This window comes from Sphingobacterium sp., from assembly GCF_039596235.1.
GTDB lineage: Bacteria > Bacteroidota > Bacteroidia > Sphingobacteriales > Sphingobacteriaceae > Sphingobacterium.
Window position 1 is genome coordinate 237,972 of record NZ_JBCNKE010000008.1, and the last position, 16,487, is coordinate 254,458.

At 40.7% G+C, this 16,487-nt stretch carries 13 protein-coding genes; 6 read left to right on the plus strand and 7 right to left on the minus strand.

Features of this window, described 5'->3' with window-relative positions:
* From ABDW32_RS17110 to ABDW32_RS17125, 4 genes are all read right to left on the minus strand, one after another.
* Positions 1 to 3,414: a TonB-dependent receptor gene (locus ABDW32_RS17110; protein WP_343564559.1), complete on the minus strand. Its 3,414-nt coding sequence runs from the start codon at positions 3,412 to 3,414 to the stop codon at positions 1 to 3.
* Between the two features lie 206 nt (positions 3,415 to 3,620).
* Positions 3,621 to 4,793, minus strand: a complete 1,173-nt coding sequence (locus ABDW32_RS17115) for a FecR domain-containing protein (protein ID WP_343564561.1) — start codon at positions 4,791 to 4,793, stop codon at positions 3,621 to 3,623.
* A gap of 63 nt (positions 4,794 to 4,856) precedes the next feature.
* Positions 4,857 to 5,393 (minus strand): RNA polymerase sigma-70 factor, encoded by a 537-nt coding sequence (locus ABDW32_RS17120; RefSeq protein ID WP_343564563.1) that lies wholly within the window; start codon positions 5,391 to 5,393, stop codon positions 4,857 to 4,859.
* 320 nt (positions 5,394 to 5,713) lie between these two features.
* Positions 5,714 to 6,208 (minus strand): hypothetical protein, encoded by a 495-nt coding sequence (locus ABDW32_RS17125; RefSeq protein WP_343564565.1) that lies wholly within the window; start codon positions 6,206 to 6,208, stop codon positions 5,714 to 5,716.
* Positions 6,209 to 6,392: 184 nt separating this feature from the next.
* On the opposite strand from ABDW32_RS17125, the gene ABDW32_RS17130 reads away from it, so the two are divergent.
* On the plus strand, positions 6,393 to 7,439 hold the full coding sequence (locus tag ABDW32_RS17130; RefSeq protein WP_343564568.1) for a fatty acid desaturase: 1,047 nt from the start codon (positions 6,393 to 6,395) through the stop codon (positions 7,437 to 7,439).
* Here ABDW32_RS17130 and ABDW32_RS17135 read toward each other — a convergent pair.
* A complete protein-coding gene (locus tag ABDW32_RS17135) occupies positions 7,411 to 7,911 on the minus strand; it encodes a helix-turn-helix transcriptional regulator (protein WP_343564570.1) in 501 nt (166 codons plus the stop codon). The genes ABDW32_RS17130 and ABDW32_RS17135 overlap by 29 nt on opposite strands.
* Positions 7,912 to 9,915: 2,004 nt before the next feature.
* On the opposite strand from ABDW32_RS17135, the gene ABDW32_RS17140 reads away from it, so the two are divergent.
* Together ABDW32_RS17140 and ABDW32_RS17145 are read left to right on the plus strand one after the other, a co-directional pair.
* Positions 9,916 to 10,728, plus strand: a complete 813-nt coding sequence (locus ABDW32_RS17140; RefSeq protein WP_343564572.1) for a hypothetical protein — start codon at positions 9,916 to 9,918, stop codon at positions 10,726 to 10,728.
* A 17-nt stretch (positions 10,729 to 10,745) separates the two neighbouring features.
* On the plus strand, positions 10,746 to 11,840 hold the full coding sequence (locus tag ABDW32_RS17145) for a hypothetical protein (RefSeq protein WP_343564574.1): 1,095 nt from the start codon (positions 10,746 to 10,748) through the stop codon (positions 11,838 to 11,840).
* A gap of 88 nt (positions 11,841 to 11,928) precedes the next feature.
* On the opposite strand, the gene ABDW32_RS17150 is transcribed toward ABDW32_RS17145, so the two are convergent.
* Positions 11,929 to 12,111, minus strand: a complete 183-nt coding sequence (locus ABDW32_RS17150; protein WP_343564576.1) for a hypothetical protein — start codon at positions 12,109 to 12,111, stop codon at positions 11,929 to 11,931.
* Between the two features lie 258 nt (positions 12,112 to 12,369).
* Here ABDW32_RS17150 and ABDW32_RS17155 point away from each other — a divergent pair, with 258 nt between their 5' ends.
* Together ABDW32_RS17155 and ABDW32_RS17160 are read left to right on the plus strand one after the other, a co-directional pair.
* Positions 12,370 to 13,257 carry a sugar phosphate isomerase/epimerase gene (locus tag ABDW32_RS17155; RefSeq protein WP_343564578.1) on the plus strand — a complete coding sequence of 296 codons (888 nt, stop codon included), beginning with the start codon at positions 12,370 to 12,372 and terminating at the stop codon, positions 13,255 to 13,257.
* Between the two features lie 118 nt (positions 13,258 to 13,375).
* Entirely contained in the window at positions 13,376 to 14,194 is an 819-nt protein-coding gene (locus ABDW32_RS17160) for a universal stress protein (protein WP_343564580.1), read from the plus strand.
* Between the two features lie 164 nt (positions 14,195 to 14,358).
* Here ABDW32_RS17160 and ABDW32_RS17165 read toward each other — a convergent pair whose 3' ends face one another.
* Positions 14,359 to 14,874 (minus strand): N-acetyltransferase family protein, encoded by a 516-nt coding sequence (locus ABDW32_RS17165; RefSeq protein WP_343564582.1) that lies wholly within the window; start codon positions 14,872 to 14,874, stop codon positions 14,359 to 14,361.
* Between the two features lie 360 nt (positions 14,875 to 15,234).
* Here ABDW32_RS17165 and ABDW32_RS17170 point away from each other — a divergent pair, with 360 nt between their 5' ends.
* Complete coding sequence (locus ABDW32_RS17170) at positions 15,235 to 16,428, plus strand: DUF5009 domain-containing protein (protein WP_343564584.1); 1,194 nt, start codon at positions 15,235 to 15,237, stop codon at positions 16,426 to 16,428.
* Positions 16,429 to 16,487: the final 59 nt, after the last annotated feature.

Consider the following 16,487-nt stretch of genomic DNA (forward strand, 5'->3'; position numbering starts at 1 on the left):
TTAAAATCTGATTTGTGCACCAAATGAAATATTTTTACTAAGTGGGTAGGAGTTTCGGTCCAGTTGTTCTGGATCAAAATTTCCAAACATCTTGGTGAATGTTAGGATATTTTCAGCTGAGAAGAAAAAGCGCACCTGTTGTACCTTAATTCTTTCGGTCCATGCGGCAGGCAATGTATAACCAAGTGTCGCATTCTTAAGACGGAGGTAGGCCGCATTTTGCAGATAGCGCGTTGAGTTTACGCCAAATCCGCCACTGCCAAAACGTACCCTCGGAAAATAGGCGTCTGTATTTTCGGGGGTCCAATAATCCAGCTGATTTTTTGTTGGAACATCCCACTCGCTTCCGCCGAAAGCGTAAAAGTAAGAGCCAGATAAGGCCGCATCCCGTTTTCCTACACCCTGTAAAAACAAGGAAAGATCGAAATTTTTGTATTCTCCCCCCAGGCGGATACCATAGGAATAACGCGCTGTTCTGTTGCCAATAATGCGCTGATCACCCGGGTCAGCGAGCGTATTGCTTCCATTGTTGATCTTATTGTCTCCGTTGAGATCTTCAAACCTGATATCACCAGCTAGCCACTTACCCGGAAATATACGCGATTTATCTAGTCCATCATCTGCCTCTGCATCACTCTGATAGAGGCCATTCGATGTATACCCCCAGATTTCATCAATTTTCTTTCCGACGTACTGGTCAGCAAGCTGCCCCGTCGGGTTTAGGTCATATTTGGTAATTTCGGCTTTGTTATCGGCTAGATTAAAACTTGCAAAATATTTAAAGTCGTGTTTATAGTTACTGTATTTAATTTCAAATTCCCAGCCCGTTGTTTTTAAGTCGGCTGCATTGCGTTTTGGAGCACCCACCCCCAGAATAGCGGGAAGCGGCTGACCTGGTACAAGCATGTCTTTCGTATCCCGTCGGTACAGATCAAAGGAGCCGCTCAGTTGATTGTTAAACAGAACGAAATCCAAACCCAAATTCTTGGAGGTCACTTTTTCCCAGGTAAAGAGCGAACTGACAAGGCCCGGAGCTGTTACGTAGGCCTGTGTTGCTGTCCCGAAAATATAAGACGTCAACCCCTTGGGCATAGTTGCGATATAGGGATATAGGTTTGCAATGGAGGGATTGTCAGCCTCGATGACCTGATTGGGTAAAGTTCCGTATGAAGCTCTGATTTTTAATTCATTAACCACAGGTTTGGCAAAGCTCATAAAGCTTTCATTGGATAAGCGCCAAGCAATACTTGCCGATGGACTAAAGACATAGCGGTCTTTTGCGGCGAAACGGGAAGATCCGTCATAGCGCCCATTCACCTCGATCAGATAACGCTCATCAAAGATATAGTTGAACCGGAAAAACTGACCAATTAATGCCCAATCCAAAGGTCTTGAATTAACGATGGGTTTGTCATCATTGTTCAAACCTAAGTAGGGGAAATCCTGATTGATCAGGTTCTTAGCCTGTGCCGAAAAGAAGTTGTAGGATTTAGACTCCTGATTATATCCTATCATGGCCTTTAAATAATGCTTTTCCGCAAAAGTATTTTCGTATTCAGCATAGAGGTTGATTGCGGAGTAAATATCCTTCGAATTACCCTCGTAGACAAAAGGGGTCTTGTTATGTGGGTAGGGGCCTAGTAAAATTGCGTTATCCGGATTGGTGATATCTTTTCCGGCTGGGACTGCCCCGTACTCCAAAAATGATTTCACATTGATCTTATTATTATAATGGTATGCGTTCCAGGTCAGGTCACCAATAACTCTGAAATTCTTAATAGGCGAGATCTTAAAACCACCAGTGAGCCAAATGTCATCCGAATCATAGGTGTTGCGTCCATTGAACTCGTTCATCGCAAAAGGATTGGTAAAGTTTCCTTGTCCGGCATAATGGCCATCGGGATGCCGGATCGGCATAATTGGCCTTAAATCAGCAGAGATACGATCACCAAAGATTGAACTTATTGCACCGGTAGGCGCGGGTCTGTCATCCTCCTTGCGGTTAAAGCGCAGTTTTGTGTTTAAGTCCAGCCAAGATGTTACTTTGGCCTCTAGACCTAGGTTTGCATTATAGCGCTCGAATTTCTGATTTGCTGCCTTAAATAGGCCTTTTTGTCCCAGGTAACCTAAGGAAGTATTATACCGGATTTTTTCGCTTCCTCCAGTAAAGCTTAAATTGTGTTCATTGAAGGGAGCCCATCCCGGAAACATTTCTTTCCACCAGTTGGTATTGCCTGTGTAACGATAGCGCGACGGATTGGTTGGGTCAATGTAAACGGCATTTTCGGGAATTGGGTTTTCCATGTAACGCTTAATTCCCTCAATATCCCGATCTGTCCATACATCCGAACCGCGGTTACTGCCGGAAAGGTTGCCGCTACGGTCGGCATAATTGTATGCTTCCACATATTCCAGTGAGTTAACTGTATTGGGAATAATTATTGGTCTGGAAAAAGCCTGATTAAACGAATAATTAAAGGTTGTTTTACTATTGAATTTGCCGGATTTTGTGGTAATCAATACAACTCCATAGGCGGCGCGTCCACCATAGATAGCCGCTGCCGCAGCATCTTTTAATACCGTTACGCTTTCAACATCCTGCGGATTTAACTGGTTTGGATCCATCTGTACCCCATCGATCAATACCAATGGTCCACCTCCGTTTAATGAGGTGTATCCGCGAATATTGAATGAAGCACCGGAGCCCGGTCTTCCATCACCTATTCCGATATTGAGATTTGGAATAGCCCCCTGTAAACCAGCGCCTACACTGGTAATCATTCTATTTTCAAAAACATCCGATCCTACGCTGCTTACTGCACCCGTCAGGTTGATTTTCTTTTGAGAACCATAACCGACGACAACCACTTCCTCCATGACGCTTGCGGTCGCAATCAAAGAAACTGTAACCGCTGAATTTGAGTATGGAATGATCTGGCTGGTATAGCCCAGGCTGTTGATTCGGATTTTAGCCGAACTGCTTGATACTTTTAACGAGAAATTTCCGTTTTCATCAGTTTGGGTTCCGGAAGACGCGCCTACCTCCTGTACGGTAACATTGACCAAGGGCGCTCCTTTTTCGTCAATGACCTTACCGGTGAAAGTCAAGTTCTGTATGCCGTCCGTATTGTCTGCTTTAATGACAACGGTTTCTCCATGAATCACGTATGAATAGCTGCTATTGCCGAACAGTTTGTCCAGAGACGTGCTCAGTGTGGCGTTGGCAACCTGCAAGGTTGTTTTCTGATCCTTTAGAAGGCCCTCTTCATAGACAAAACGTACCCCCGTTTGTTTGGTGATGTTTTTGAGCACAGCCTCTATTTTTTCATTCCGTGCATTGACGGTTACCTGAGCGAAAGTGGAAGCGGATGCACCTAAGGTAGAAGCCGCAATGAGAAATCCAGTTAATTTCATCTTAATCAGGTTTTTTAAAAATCTATTCCCATCCGTTGGGCACAGAAAGTTTTTTGAATAAAAATTTTTATTCATAATTTGGTAAAGAATTAATGGTTGACAAAGTGTTAATTCATTCTTAAAAGTAGAGGTATTCGTAGTACCTCTGCTTTTTCATCATGTATAATTGGTTGTGTATTTTTATTTCATAATTTATCTTCTCCTTTTTATGTTTTTTTGATTATTAACGTATTGTTGTCGATTTTAAAATTGTAACCGGTAAGGTCTTTTAATGTGCTGCAGACCTGTGCTAGAGATGCATTCTTATTGATCCCACCTTCATATTGTTTATTATCCAATACACAGTCTATTTGTAGGTGAACACCATACCATCGACTGATTTCATTCATGATCTGCTTCATGTCTTTATTTTTAAACGAAAAGAAACCGTCTTTCCATGAGGTAGCCTCTTCAGTATCGGGGAGCGGTAATGTAGCGAGTCCCTGTTGCTGCATGAGCACCTGATGTCCTGCTTCGATGGTCAGATCTTTTCCCTTTCCGTTCACTTTTATTCTTCCTTCGGTCAATTGAACAATTGGTGTAGATCCGTCATAGGAACTGACATTAAATTGTGTTCCGAGTGCTTTCACTTCCATTCCATGAATGTTAACAAAGAATGGCCGATCCGGATCTTTAGCAATGGCAAAGAAAGCTTCGCCCTGTAATCTGACCCGTCTTTCATTTGAACTAAAATTTACAGCATATTCAAGACGGGAATCCGGTTTTAGCCACACTTTTGTGCCATCACTAAGCTCTACCTGATAGGTTGCACGTTTGGGGACGATCAATGCATGTTTTGCAAGGGCGGAACCGGTATACTTCGCTTTTTTGTAGATGAGAAAATTGTTGGAAACGGTTAGGTCAGCCTGTAGCTGTTGTTTTGGGTTGGATGACAAAAAGATGGTATCCTGCCCCGCTATGGCCAGTTTTGCGAAGGTGTCCCCAGCGAGTACGTCATTTTTTTGTCCATAGGTATTATCCTTAACAATATACTTTGGATTGGTCGGAGTTTGAGTCCACTTTATTCCGATGACGATTAATAGTGATGCAGCCACCAGCACAGCTGCCCATGTGTATATTTTTTTAGAACGGCGCCAAGGCAATTGATCGGATGTAATTGTAGCCTGAAAACGAGCTAATTCATCTTCCATCTTGATCTTGCGTATGTCAAATGGAGTTTCTATTTTTCCATTTTTAAAAATATCTTCGATGAAAGATTTGGATGCCGGGTATTTTTCCAATAAGTGTGCGATCTCCTCCTCTTGTTTTTGAGAAAGGACGATACCTTTAGCCTTAAGAGCTATCAGCTCAGCCAATACTATTTTATCGGATTCTATCATAATTTAATACTAAGTAACTTAAGTAAGGAAAAAGGGTGGGTGACAAAGGTGGAATTTGTCTATTTATTTGTATAGTATTGGTAGTAAGTTTATTAAACTTATAATAGATAAGGACGTAAACTTCTGGCGAAGCATTTTTAAGGCTAATTTCCGCTGCGATTTGACGGTATTGATGGAGATGTTCAACTCCTTAGCAACTTCTTCGTATTTCATCCCTTCCAAGTAAATCAACCGGCACACATGTTGACAGCCATTTGGTAAAAGTTCCAGTTCTCTATGCAATTCATGAATGACTTCCGCCTTAATAAGCGATGTCAGTAGATCTATGTCGTCCAACTCACTATGTATCGAAGACATCGTGTATTTGTTAATGACTTTGGCTTTGCGTAATTGGTTCATAGCCATATTTTTGACCGTCGAGTATAAGAAGCTCTTCAATACAGCCGTGTCCTTTGTCAGCAGGTCGGGATGGTCCAATAATACAACAAAAGCATCATGAACAATATCTTTTGCTAGTTCTTCTGAGCCGACCATTGGGTATACAAATACACAAAGCCGTACAAAATAGTCTGTAAAAAGTTGTTCAATGGATGACTTCATAGCGCTGGATTTCATCATTGGTATTCAAATTGGGTTCCCTTAGGTACAAATGTCGTATTTTATTTTCGCTCCTGCATCGCAAAAATAGACATCTTATAACATGTCGGCCTCAATATAACAAAGACGAATGAGATCAACAAATGTCCCAAGAAAACTGATATTATTTTCCTGGCGTTTATGGAGCAGGTTTCTTGGCTTGGATTCCTGTTTTAATCTCCGTTCGCTTTTATCAGAAGTGCGTGTAAATGAAATTTTAATGCAAAAAAAACAGGCATTTCGCCTGTTTTATAGGATATCGTAATGAATCTTATAAAGATCGGTTAAAATAGGAGTATTGTGAAGACTGGGATAAGGGCAATCATTGAATACATGACGGTATTTCTTTTTTGGAGATACAGACTGATCGATAACAAGAGCTCATTATTCGCTATACTCGCTATTGTGCCGCCATTGCCCATGACTGAAGGATTGATTTCAACAAGTTCTCCCTGTTCATCTTCGAGTTTCCAGGACGACATCCACATATTACGTGTACTCCATTTGTATTTCCTATCAACAAGACTGATGGTTGCCCCGCCTGTCCAATTATTGTATTCGATATCACCGATCAATTCACCATATTTATTCCGTATTTCAGTATATGGATTAAAAAGTCCTTTGTTGATGAAACGATATTGGTCTGAGTGGATAGAAACATTGGCATCTAGTGTCCAGTCATTGGATTCCAATGAGCCAATCAGAGTATCCTGTTTATATAACTTTGATTTATTCCCCAATAAATTATTTTTCCAGTTGTAAATAGATCTCTTTTCCATAACTGTTCAGTTTAATATGTTTATTTTTCATATTAGTATGGGGTCGGGGAATTATGTTACAGTTTTAATTGAAAAAATGTGATACTTAATTTGATACCTCGTTTAGGGTGATCCTTAATTCTAATGGGATAGGTAATAATGTACGTTAAAAAAAACGTATTTTTGTATTCAAAATCACATTACATTGACACATCAAGAAAAGTCGAGCCGGATCAGAAAGGAGATCAATCTGTCCTATCAGCAGCTGAAAAGGGCTTATCCCATATTAAAACTTCAGAACAGTATTGGACTGTTGATATTTTTAGTGGCTATTGTTGCGATCGTTGCGGTATCGATAGGTTGGTACAAGGCCGTTGTTCCCACTTGGCTGATGATTGTTGCGAATGCATTTTTTATGGGCGTGCTGCATGAGATCGAGCATGATCTTATTCACTGGCTATATTTTAAGAAGCAGAAAACCATACATCATTTTATGCTTTTCACTGTTTGGATCTTACGTCCATTGACAGTAAACCCCTGGATCCGGCGTACCTTACATCACCATCATCATAAATTTTCGGGAACGTTACACGATGTGGAGGAGCGTAGCGTAACCAATGGTGAACGATGGACAATCAAACGGCTGTTGACAACACCGGACGTTGTTTTGGGAGGGCTACTGCGTCTGCATCGTATGTTTAGTGATATGGATCGGGAAGTAAAGAATGGAAACCTGAAGGTAGAGACATCATCCAAATTAAAAAAGATCATGTTTCTAAGTATAGTGCCGGTGACGATTTTTGCACATGTTATCTTATATTTCTTTTTTGCGGACGCACTACTGGACTGGTTAAATGGACGATCTGTGTTAGATTTTAGTTTTCCACACTATGTTGATAACATGTTGATAAGTCTGCATGTGATTATTTATACAATCCTTTTGCCTAATTTGCTGCGGCAGTTTTGCTTACATTTTATTACCTCGAACATGCATTATTTTGGTGATGTGGAGGAAGGAAATGTGATCGAACAGACGCAGGTGCTCAATATCTGGTGGACTTATCCAATGCAGTTATTCTGTTTCTTTTTTGGCTGGACACATAGCATTCATCATTTTGTCGTCAATGAAACCTTTTATGTGCGTCATATAGGCCGCAAGAAAGCACAGGCGGTGCTGCGAAAGTATGGTGTCCGCTTCAATGATCTGGGTACGTTCAAAAGGGCTAACCGTTTTCGGGACTTTTCAAAGTAGGGTCACTTTTTCGGTACTCTTTATAGTTGCCTTGTTGCTCGTATGCTAGTGTCCCTTCTTCGCAGTAAGCGGATAGATAGACCGAGAACTTGTTGCTATAAGTTTTATCAATTTCCAATTTGTGTAGAACCTCTGCGACCCGTTTGGGCTGATGAAAGAAATCAGAGTGGTAAACCAGTTGATCCAGTTTCTTATTGATCGAGATTCTTTCTTGAACGTCCGGGGAGAGGGAATACGGTGGGTTGAACGTGATGTCGTCCTGAAAAAAATCTTTGGGTTGAATTTCAAGGCTATGGCACAATAGCAGGAAATTGGTCATGGTGAGATCCCTGCCTTTTTCGATGCCATTTAATGTTCCTGTTGAAATGCCTGTCAGGTTTGATACATCTCTCAAAGAATAATATAGTTCATTACGTCTTGTGCGAAAGCGTAGGCCAATCCATTCCAATCTAAGTTTGTTATTATCCGTCATGTAACGAATAGAATAACAATTTGTGCAAAAATTAGTTTATTTTTTTGTTTAAAAATTTGCTATTATATTTTTTTTCTTTAAATTCGTTATGACATAGATTTAAAAGAATATTTTATGTCGAAATTGTTCTTTGTGAATATTATTTAATCATTTTGTTTAGTTTTTGTGTTAATTATAAATATTTATTCTTTTGTTGATAGGTGGTTAATACTGTATTTTGTTTTTGTCAATATGTTTAAAAAATTGCAAAATGACCCTATCTACCTGCGCTAGGCCGATCTAGTGCATCCCAAATGAAAAACAGATAATTAAAAACTCGACTTGCCCAGCTTCGGTTTTCCACCAAATCCGTCAATTTCCGCCGGGGCTGTGGCAAGTTGTTTGAAAAATTCAACAAATGTACACTACTGTTTCATATAGACTTGCCCAGCTCCGGTTTTCCATAAAATCCGTCAATTTCAGCTGGGGCTGCGGTAAGTCACTCGTTTCTTTTTCTGTATTCCGTTACTTTATGTTTTTCATATTTGCGTGTTCCTTCGTGTAATAATCTCCAGATGGCTCGCAAGGTTATTGTTTTTGTTCGAATTGTTATCCTTACTTGGTCGAAGTAGTAACAGTTCTGGGTAAGGAAAAAGAACTGAATTTAAAGACAGTCGCATACATCAGGAATATTTTTTTGCGCATTTTACGAATTAAATTTTGATACATTATTTGCGAAAATAAATTATTCTGTTTATGTTTGTTTTAACAAAGACCAATAACTAAATATGAATCGCAGCGAAAGCAGCTTGGATAAGGGTTGCACGTCGTGTACTTGTTAAAGACCAATTAATGAAAAAATTATCTTTTAAAAATATCGTAAAATCGCCCGCTCAACGCATAGGAATAAAAATAAGTAAATGACTTAAAGAATTAGGATAAACTCGATTTTGAGTATTCTAAGCTTTGAGCAGAAATAAGTTGATGTTTTTAATATATTATTTTGTGCGAGCTATCGAACGTTCTTTGACTTATTGGTATTGAAAAAGGAGGATTAAAATATAGGCTGATCAGGTTTTTGATGATCGGTTTGATGAGATGAGGCTTCTTGTTAAGCAGTAGGGTGAGCGCAAAGGCGACTCACTAAATACCCTTTTTAATATAAGATATAAAATATACTAACAACGGAATTTTTTGCCTGATTATTTTCGCTATATGTTGGTTTATAAGTGAGATAGGGTTGGGTAGGTTGTTAGCGGCTATGAAATGTAGGGTATTGACAACGTCAGTCTTTGTGGAATTAGGACTTCGCATTGTTAGGTGCTACGAAATTGGGAGTATTAGCACTATTTGTGTTAGTTAATCTGCCATAGTTTTTTAGGTATCGTGAGATGTAGAGTATTTACAATTACCCGGAGCCGAGTGGTTAAATTCATAGTTGTAAAAGACGATAATATTAAGGTATAAACGACTAAAGGCACTTTTTCTTTTCTTTTGATCTGGGAGTTATAGTCCGCATCTACTACGATTTGCCTCGATTTATACGAATGAGCATTTCCAAAATCAATAATAAAATTATATAGAGGCATCTTGTTATGCCGTAGGGTGAGCATAAAGATGACTCACTAAATACCCTTTTTAATAAAGATATAAAATATACTAACAACGGAATTTTTTGCCTAATTATTTTCGCTATATGTTGGTTTATAGTAAGATAGGGTTGGGTAGTTGTTAGAGGCTATGAAATGTTGGGTATCTACAACCTCTCGCTGAAATAGGATAGGGCTTCTATGGTTGTTAGATGCTATGAAATATGAGCTATCTAAAACGAGCTTAGAAGTTATTCTGGCCCCCTTCGTTATATCCAAGCAGAAATAAAAGCCATTTCCATCGCTAATCTTCCCATACTCAATACCAATAAGCTTTTACCATACTATCCTACACTTACCTAGCCCCAGTTCCCCAGATAATCCGCCAGAATCGCTGGGGCGTTGGTAAGCTTTTTACTAACCATAAAACGTAATTATGAAACTTCTTGTACATAAGCAGGAGGCTAAAAACGCGCTCCAGAATCTTCAAAAAGGCAATGAAAATGGATTGAAATTCTTCTACCATAAATTTTATGACCACTTATTCTTTCGTGCCCACCGTGCAACAGATGATGAATGTGCCGGCGAAAGTATCGCGCAGGAAGCATTTCTCCGCCTCTGGCTATTCCGCGAAAATGTGGACTCCGAAACCGAAGTGTTCGAATTTTTAAAATCTCAGGTGAAAGCCGCAATCCATACATTCTATAACAAATCCCGCAATAGATTCCAACGTAGCCTCCTCCGGCTGGATAGCATAGCAGACTATCAGGAATTTATGCTGGGCTACGAAATCGAAGAAGAACAGGAAGAAGATACGGTCTACCTGGAACAACTCGAACAGGACAAAAAAAAGAAACTGGATCAGCTCAACGAGATTCTGCCAAACCTCAACAATGACCAACAGCTTTTTATTCGCCTCTGCCTCAAATACAGCTTTAACTACGAACGTATCGCCTACTACATGGGTGGTATATCGGATTATGAGGTCAGCCTCCGCGTCGAAAAAACCATCGAATTCCTCCGCACCATCTTTAACAGCAAAGAAAAAATGCAATTGATCGCAAAACCCGCAACGTTTAAACTAAACAATGAAATGACCGACGAAGAGGCCGAAGTATTCCGCATGCGCTACGAACTGCAGTACTCTTTTGACCAGATCTCCGAAGCACTGCAACTGGATGGTGGACAGGTGCGTTCCCTATTTATCAATGCCCACGCGAAAATCAAATCCCCCAAGAAAACAGCATAACCAAGTAAACTAAAGATATGGCTACTGATACAATGGTACTGACCCGCAAAATCCAGGTATTTGTGGACTGCGAGGATAAAGAAAAACGATCGGAATATTTTAAACAGCTCTTCGAATGGCAGGACGTGGTTTTCCGTGGTGCCAATATGGTGATCACACATCAATATATACAGGAAAATCTAAAAGATCTGATCTACCTGCAAGAGGATGTTAAAGTAAAACTGGCCGATCAGGCCAAAGATGAGGCGGGCATTTTCAATACCTCCCGCATGAATACCACCTACCGCCTGCTATCTACTCACTTTAAAGGGCGGGTGCCAACGGATATCCTGTCGCACATAAATACGGCCCTGATCAAGTATTTTCAGGCTGACCGCCTAGCTTATTGGAAAGGGGAGAAATCGCTCCGCAACTATAAAAAGGATATGCCGATCCCTTTTTCGGGTAAGCAAATTAATTTTAGCAAAGATGAGAATAATAGAGACTTTAGATTCACACTATTCAAAATACCGTTTCGAACTTACCTTGGCAAAGACCGATCGGATAAAAGAGTGCTGCTCCAACGGGCATTGGTCGGACAGATCAAAGTCTGCAGCAGCGCGATCAAAATTGTTAAAGGCAAAATATTTTTGCTCCTGGCGCTCGAACTTCCAAAGAAAATTCAAGAACTGAAAGAAAATGTCATCGCAGAAGCTTCCCTGGCTATTGAACACCCCATATCGGTTACCGTCGGCAAAGAGTCCTTTCAGATCGGCAACAAAGAGGAGTTTCTCTACCGCCGAATGGCCATCCAGGCTGCCCGGCATAGATTGCAAAAATCCTCCGCTTTCAATAAAGGGGGAAGGGGACGAAAGCGGAAAATGAAAAGCCTTGAACATTATAACGATAAAGAGAAAAATTATGTGGACAGTAAACTCCACCTTTATAGCCGACGATTGATTGAGCTATGTGTCAAAACACAGGCCGGAACGCTTTTATTGATCAACCAATCCAATAAAGAGGAACTGGCCAAAGACGATGAGTTTTTATTGCGCAACTGGAGCTATTATGGCCTGATCGAAAAAATCAAATACAAAGCTAAAATGGTAGGAATTAACGTTATTGTGGAATAATTTTTAGCAGTTTTATCTGCCTGAAATCTGATAAAGCTAATTATCCCTGATATATAGCCGTTAATTCCATGAATAATAGTACCCGAAATTAATGTTCACTCATAAAATAATAGATCAAATAAAATACGATCAGCACACAAACGGCAATAATAATCGTTCGTTTGATATTGCGACCAGCAGGTGCATCGTCTTTTTCTTCAACGGCTACAGGAGGCAATTTTTCATCCTGCTTCTCATGACTATGTTCTGGGTTGTTAAATTGATTTTCCATCTTTTTAAGTGTTGTCTCTACCCCTAGAACAAGTTTGGACAGCAAATCGTTTAAAATGTTCGATTTTCGGGTTCAGCGCAGGTCGTCGTTAAGGCTGAGAATCGCAGCGATGTGAATAAATAAAAATTCAAAACGTTGTGTTTTTTAACGGATTTGCATACATTGCAGCTGCACTTAACACGAATAAACCTAAACAGCGCGTAAACTAATGTTTACCATAGCTTTCGTGTTGGATAGGTCTATGAATAAATAAAACTCATGAAAAGAAGAACACTTATCGGATCTTTAATGGCGAGCTGTATGCTATTGGCCATCAATCCGACTTTTGCGCAACAAAAATCCGCAAAAAAAGAAATTGGCCTACAGTTATACTCTGTACGTGAAGAAATCAGTAAGAACCCGAATTTCGATCAAATTCTGCAAAAGATTGCTGCACTGGGGTACACAGGAGTAGAAGCCGCTGGCTATAAAGCGGGTAAATTCTACAACCTTAGCCCACAGGAATTTAAAGCAAAAGTGGAAAAAACAGGAATGAAGGTTTTGTCTTCCCACGCGACAAAAACACTGTCCGCACAGGAACTTGCCTCCGGAGATTTCGCTGAATCCCTGAAGTGGTGGGACGAATGTATCGCCGCCCACAAAGCTGCCGGTATGAAATATATTGTGACCCCTTGGATGGATGTGCCCAAGACGCTTAAAGATCTTGAAACACAATGCCGCTACCTGGATGCCGTGGGTGCAAAATGCCGCCAACAGGGAATTCTGTATGGATACCACAACCACGCACATGAATTTAAAAAGGTCGAAGATCAGGTGATGTACGACTACATGTTGGAGCATACCAAGCCCGAAAATGTATTTTTTGAAATGGATGTCTACTGGGCAGTAATCGGCGATGTGAGTCCTGTGGATTATTTCAATAAGTATGCAGGCAGATTCAAAGCCTTACATATCAAAGATCACCGCGAAATCGGTCAAAGTGGAATGGTCGGATTTGATGCGATCTTTAACAATACCAAAGCAGGTGGACTTGAATATTTGTTCGTTGAATTGGAAGATACACGCAATGATATTTACACAGGGCTTGAGCAAAGTATAGACTACCTCAAAAAGGCTCCATTTGTAAAAGCCAGCTATTCAAAATAGCCCTGAATCGGGAGAAAATTGACGATGCTGAGACAATTGTCCGGTTGATAGATTTATTATTTTTCGGTAACTTAATACGATCATTAAGGAATTGTTTAATAGTATTAAATCGGATCATATGAAACGGATTATTGTTGCTACAGACTATGCGGAAGAGGCCGAACATGCCTTGAGTTTTATCATGGAAGTTTTTGCAGGTAAAGAATATGAGATTGTGTTATTTTCTCTTCAGAATCCTTCCATCCATGCGATGAATGCACGTCTTTCTCCCGATTCTATGTTCAAAATCTTTGAACACCAAAACAGGATCTTACAACATAAAGCAGAGGCTATTACCCAACAGAAAGGGGTACCGGTCATCCCTTACCTAGCTACGGGTCTGTTCTATGATCAGATGACAAAATGTATTCAGGAAACAGGTGCCGACCTATTGGTCATGGGTATGGCAAAACGGTCGTTTGATCAGGATATGCTGGGCAATACGACGACAGCTGCCATCAGTAGACTAAAAATTCCTATTCTCTCCGTACCATTAGGTGCACAATTTACCGGCCTTAAACATATTCTATTCGCCTGTGATGTTGTCCGTGGGGTTCAAAAAGAGATCCTCGAAAAAGTGAAAGATTTTGCTGCGGACTTCAACGCTGTATTGGAAGTACTCAATATCCGTAAAACCGTAGAACAGCTTAACGAAGAAAAAGGCAATGCAACCCGTGAAGCTATCAGCGATGTAATGGGAATCGTCAGCTACTACTATAAAAACGTAACGTCAAATGAAGTGGTGAAGGCCATCCGTGATGAAGTCAAAGAAAGCCACACAGATCTTTTGGTCATGATCCCTTATAAATATGGTTTCTGGAGCTCCTTGACTCATCGTAGCAAAACACGCATGATGGCCTCTGGCCTCGATGTTCCCTTGTTAACAATATCCATATAGCTGAGGTTCCACTATTTTTATAGCGCTACTAAAATTGTTGTGAAAGACGCTGAAGGATAGCATTTTTTTTGATCGCTATTCCCCAAATAAACGAAAGTCTGTCCATATATTTTTGACAGGCTTTCTTTGTCTATTACGGTATTTTATTGTACGAACTATAAATGTTACTCGCGATCCGTAGAGTCTATTCTTTTTCCCAATATCTTTAAACTTCGTTCCACACCATCCAGTGTAGCAATATCGGGAAGGTTCGCCCATTCCCGGAATCCCATTTTTTCAAATAGGCTGATGCTGGGTAGGTTGTGCGCAAAGATAAACCCCAATAAGGTATGTACGCCCAAACCTGGAGCTTTGTCTATGCAGTATTGTAGAATTTGCTTGCCCAGTCCACGGCCCCGCTGCTGCTCATCTAGGTAGATGCTTATCTCTACCGTAGCATCGTATGCCGGGCGACCGTAAAAAGATTGGAAGCTGACCCAGCCGACAATATTATCCTGATCCTCTACCAGCCATAGTGGCCTCTTGGACGGGCTATGGTCGTCAAACCATTTCTGTCTGCTTTCCACCGATACCGGACTGGTGTCTGCAGTGACCATTCTGGAGGCAATGGTGGTATTGTATATCGATACGATACGAGGTAAATCTTCTTGTCTGGCGTCACGAAATCTTAACTGGCTCATGTTATATGCTGTTTAGAACTTAGGTCAAAAATATTGGTTTTACCTTATAGTTCCTGTATGTTGATCAAGTTTTTCTTTTGTTTTACATTTCAGGAAATAGGTGATAAAAACAAATATTACACTAATTTGAACAATTATTTCTCCTGAATATGATATAATATGTTCATCTTAGTGTAAGCAAATAGTCGTTCTATTCGCTATAATTATAAACCTGAATGCAAACGGAATCGTGTGAACATATTTTAAGTGACCGAGCCGCGCATTTTATAAATCTTAAAGTAACTGAGTCGTCCGTGACAAAATTGGATAAACGGGACGTTTTGGGCTGTCACAATTATTTCTTTGATTTATCGTATCATTATGGATCAACACCAAGCTAAACAGTCAATCCGAATCCGCTCAATGGATGTCATGCGGGGTATGACGCTATTTCTGATGTTATTTGTCAACGATCTATTCGCGCCTGGTGTCCCGCAATGGCTACTGCATACCAAAGCGGATGTCGATGGCATGGGACTGGCAGACTGGGTGTTTCCGGGATTTCTTTTTATGGTCGGAATGGCTGTGCCATACGCAGTGGCTGCCCGTGAGAAGCTGGGGGAATCTACCCGGTTGATATATCTGCATGTTATTACCCGCACGGCAAGTTTAATCCTTATCGGTGTCTTGATTCTTAACGGTGGGCGTGTGGATGCTTCATTGACGGGTATGTCCAGCTTTTTGTGGTTGGGTCTCCTGTACCTTTGTGTGTTTTTGATCTGGAATAAATATCCAACAGCATCGGGCAGTCAGGCCCTATTTAAAGGTCTGCGTTTGCTCGGAGTCTTGGGGATCTGTTATCTGGTTTATTGCTTTAAAGCTGCCGAGGGCAAAGGCTTGGAGATCGGTTGGTGGGGCATCTTGGGATTGATCGGATGGGGCTATTTTGCTGCAGCCACGACCTTTGTGTTGGGCCGGGGGAAGCTCTCTATTGTAGTCTGCTTTTGGTTATCGTTTCTCGTTCTGAATATACTGTCTCAGACGGCGCTCAAAGTGCATATTCCGATCATTGGCGACTACCTAGGGGTACTGCTATCGGGGAATGTACCTTGTATCGTGTTGGCGGGAACAATCATTGGTATATTGATAAAACGCTATGCTGCCACACCTAAACTACTTTTACCGTGGATGCTGATTATCGGACTACTATGGTTGAGCGGCGGATTTATACTGCGCTCCTGGTTTATATTCTCCAAAATTCAAGGCACACCAAGCTGGGCATTACTCTGTTGTGGTATCAGCCTGCTGTTATTGCTTGTGATCTATTATATAATCGATATCCGGAAATATCATAAAGGAATATTTGTCTTTGAAGAGGCTGGAAAAAATTCTTTGACAACCTATCTTGCACCGGATTTAATTTATTTCATCTGTTGGGGATTGCAGATTCCTTTGTTTTTCTACAAGCAAACGGGTAATATGCTGCTGGCTGTCGGTGGTTCGCTGGTATGGGCTTTTGCGATGCTCTGGTATGCCATTTTATTGAAAAAGATAAATATCTATTTAAAACTTTAAACATGAATCAGATCCTTACTCGTTTTTCATGTTAACTGGAAGAGGGTATTCATTTATAG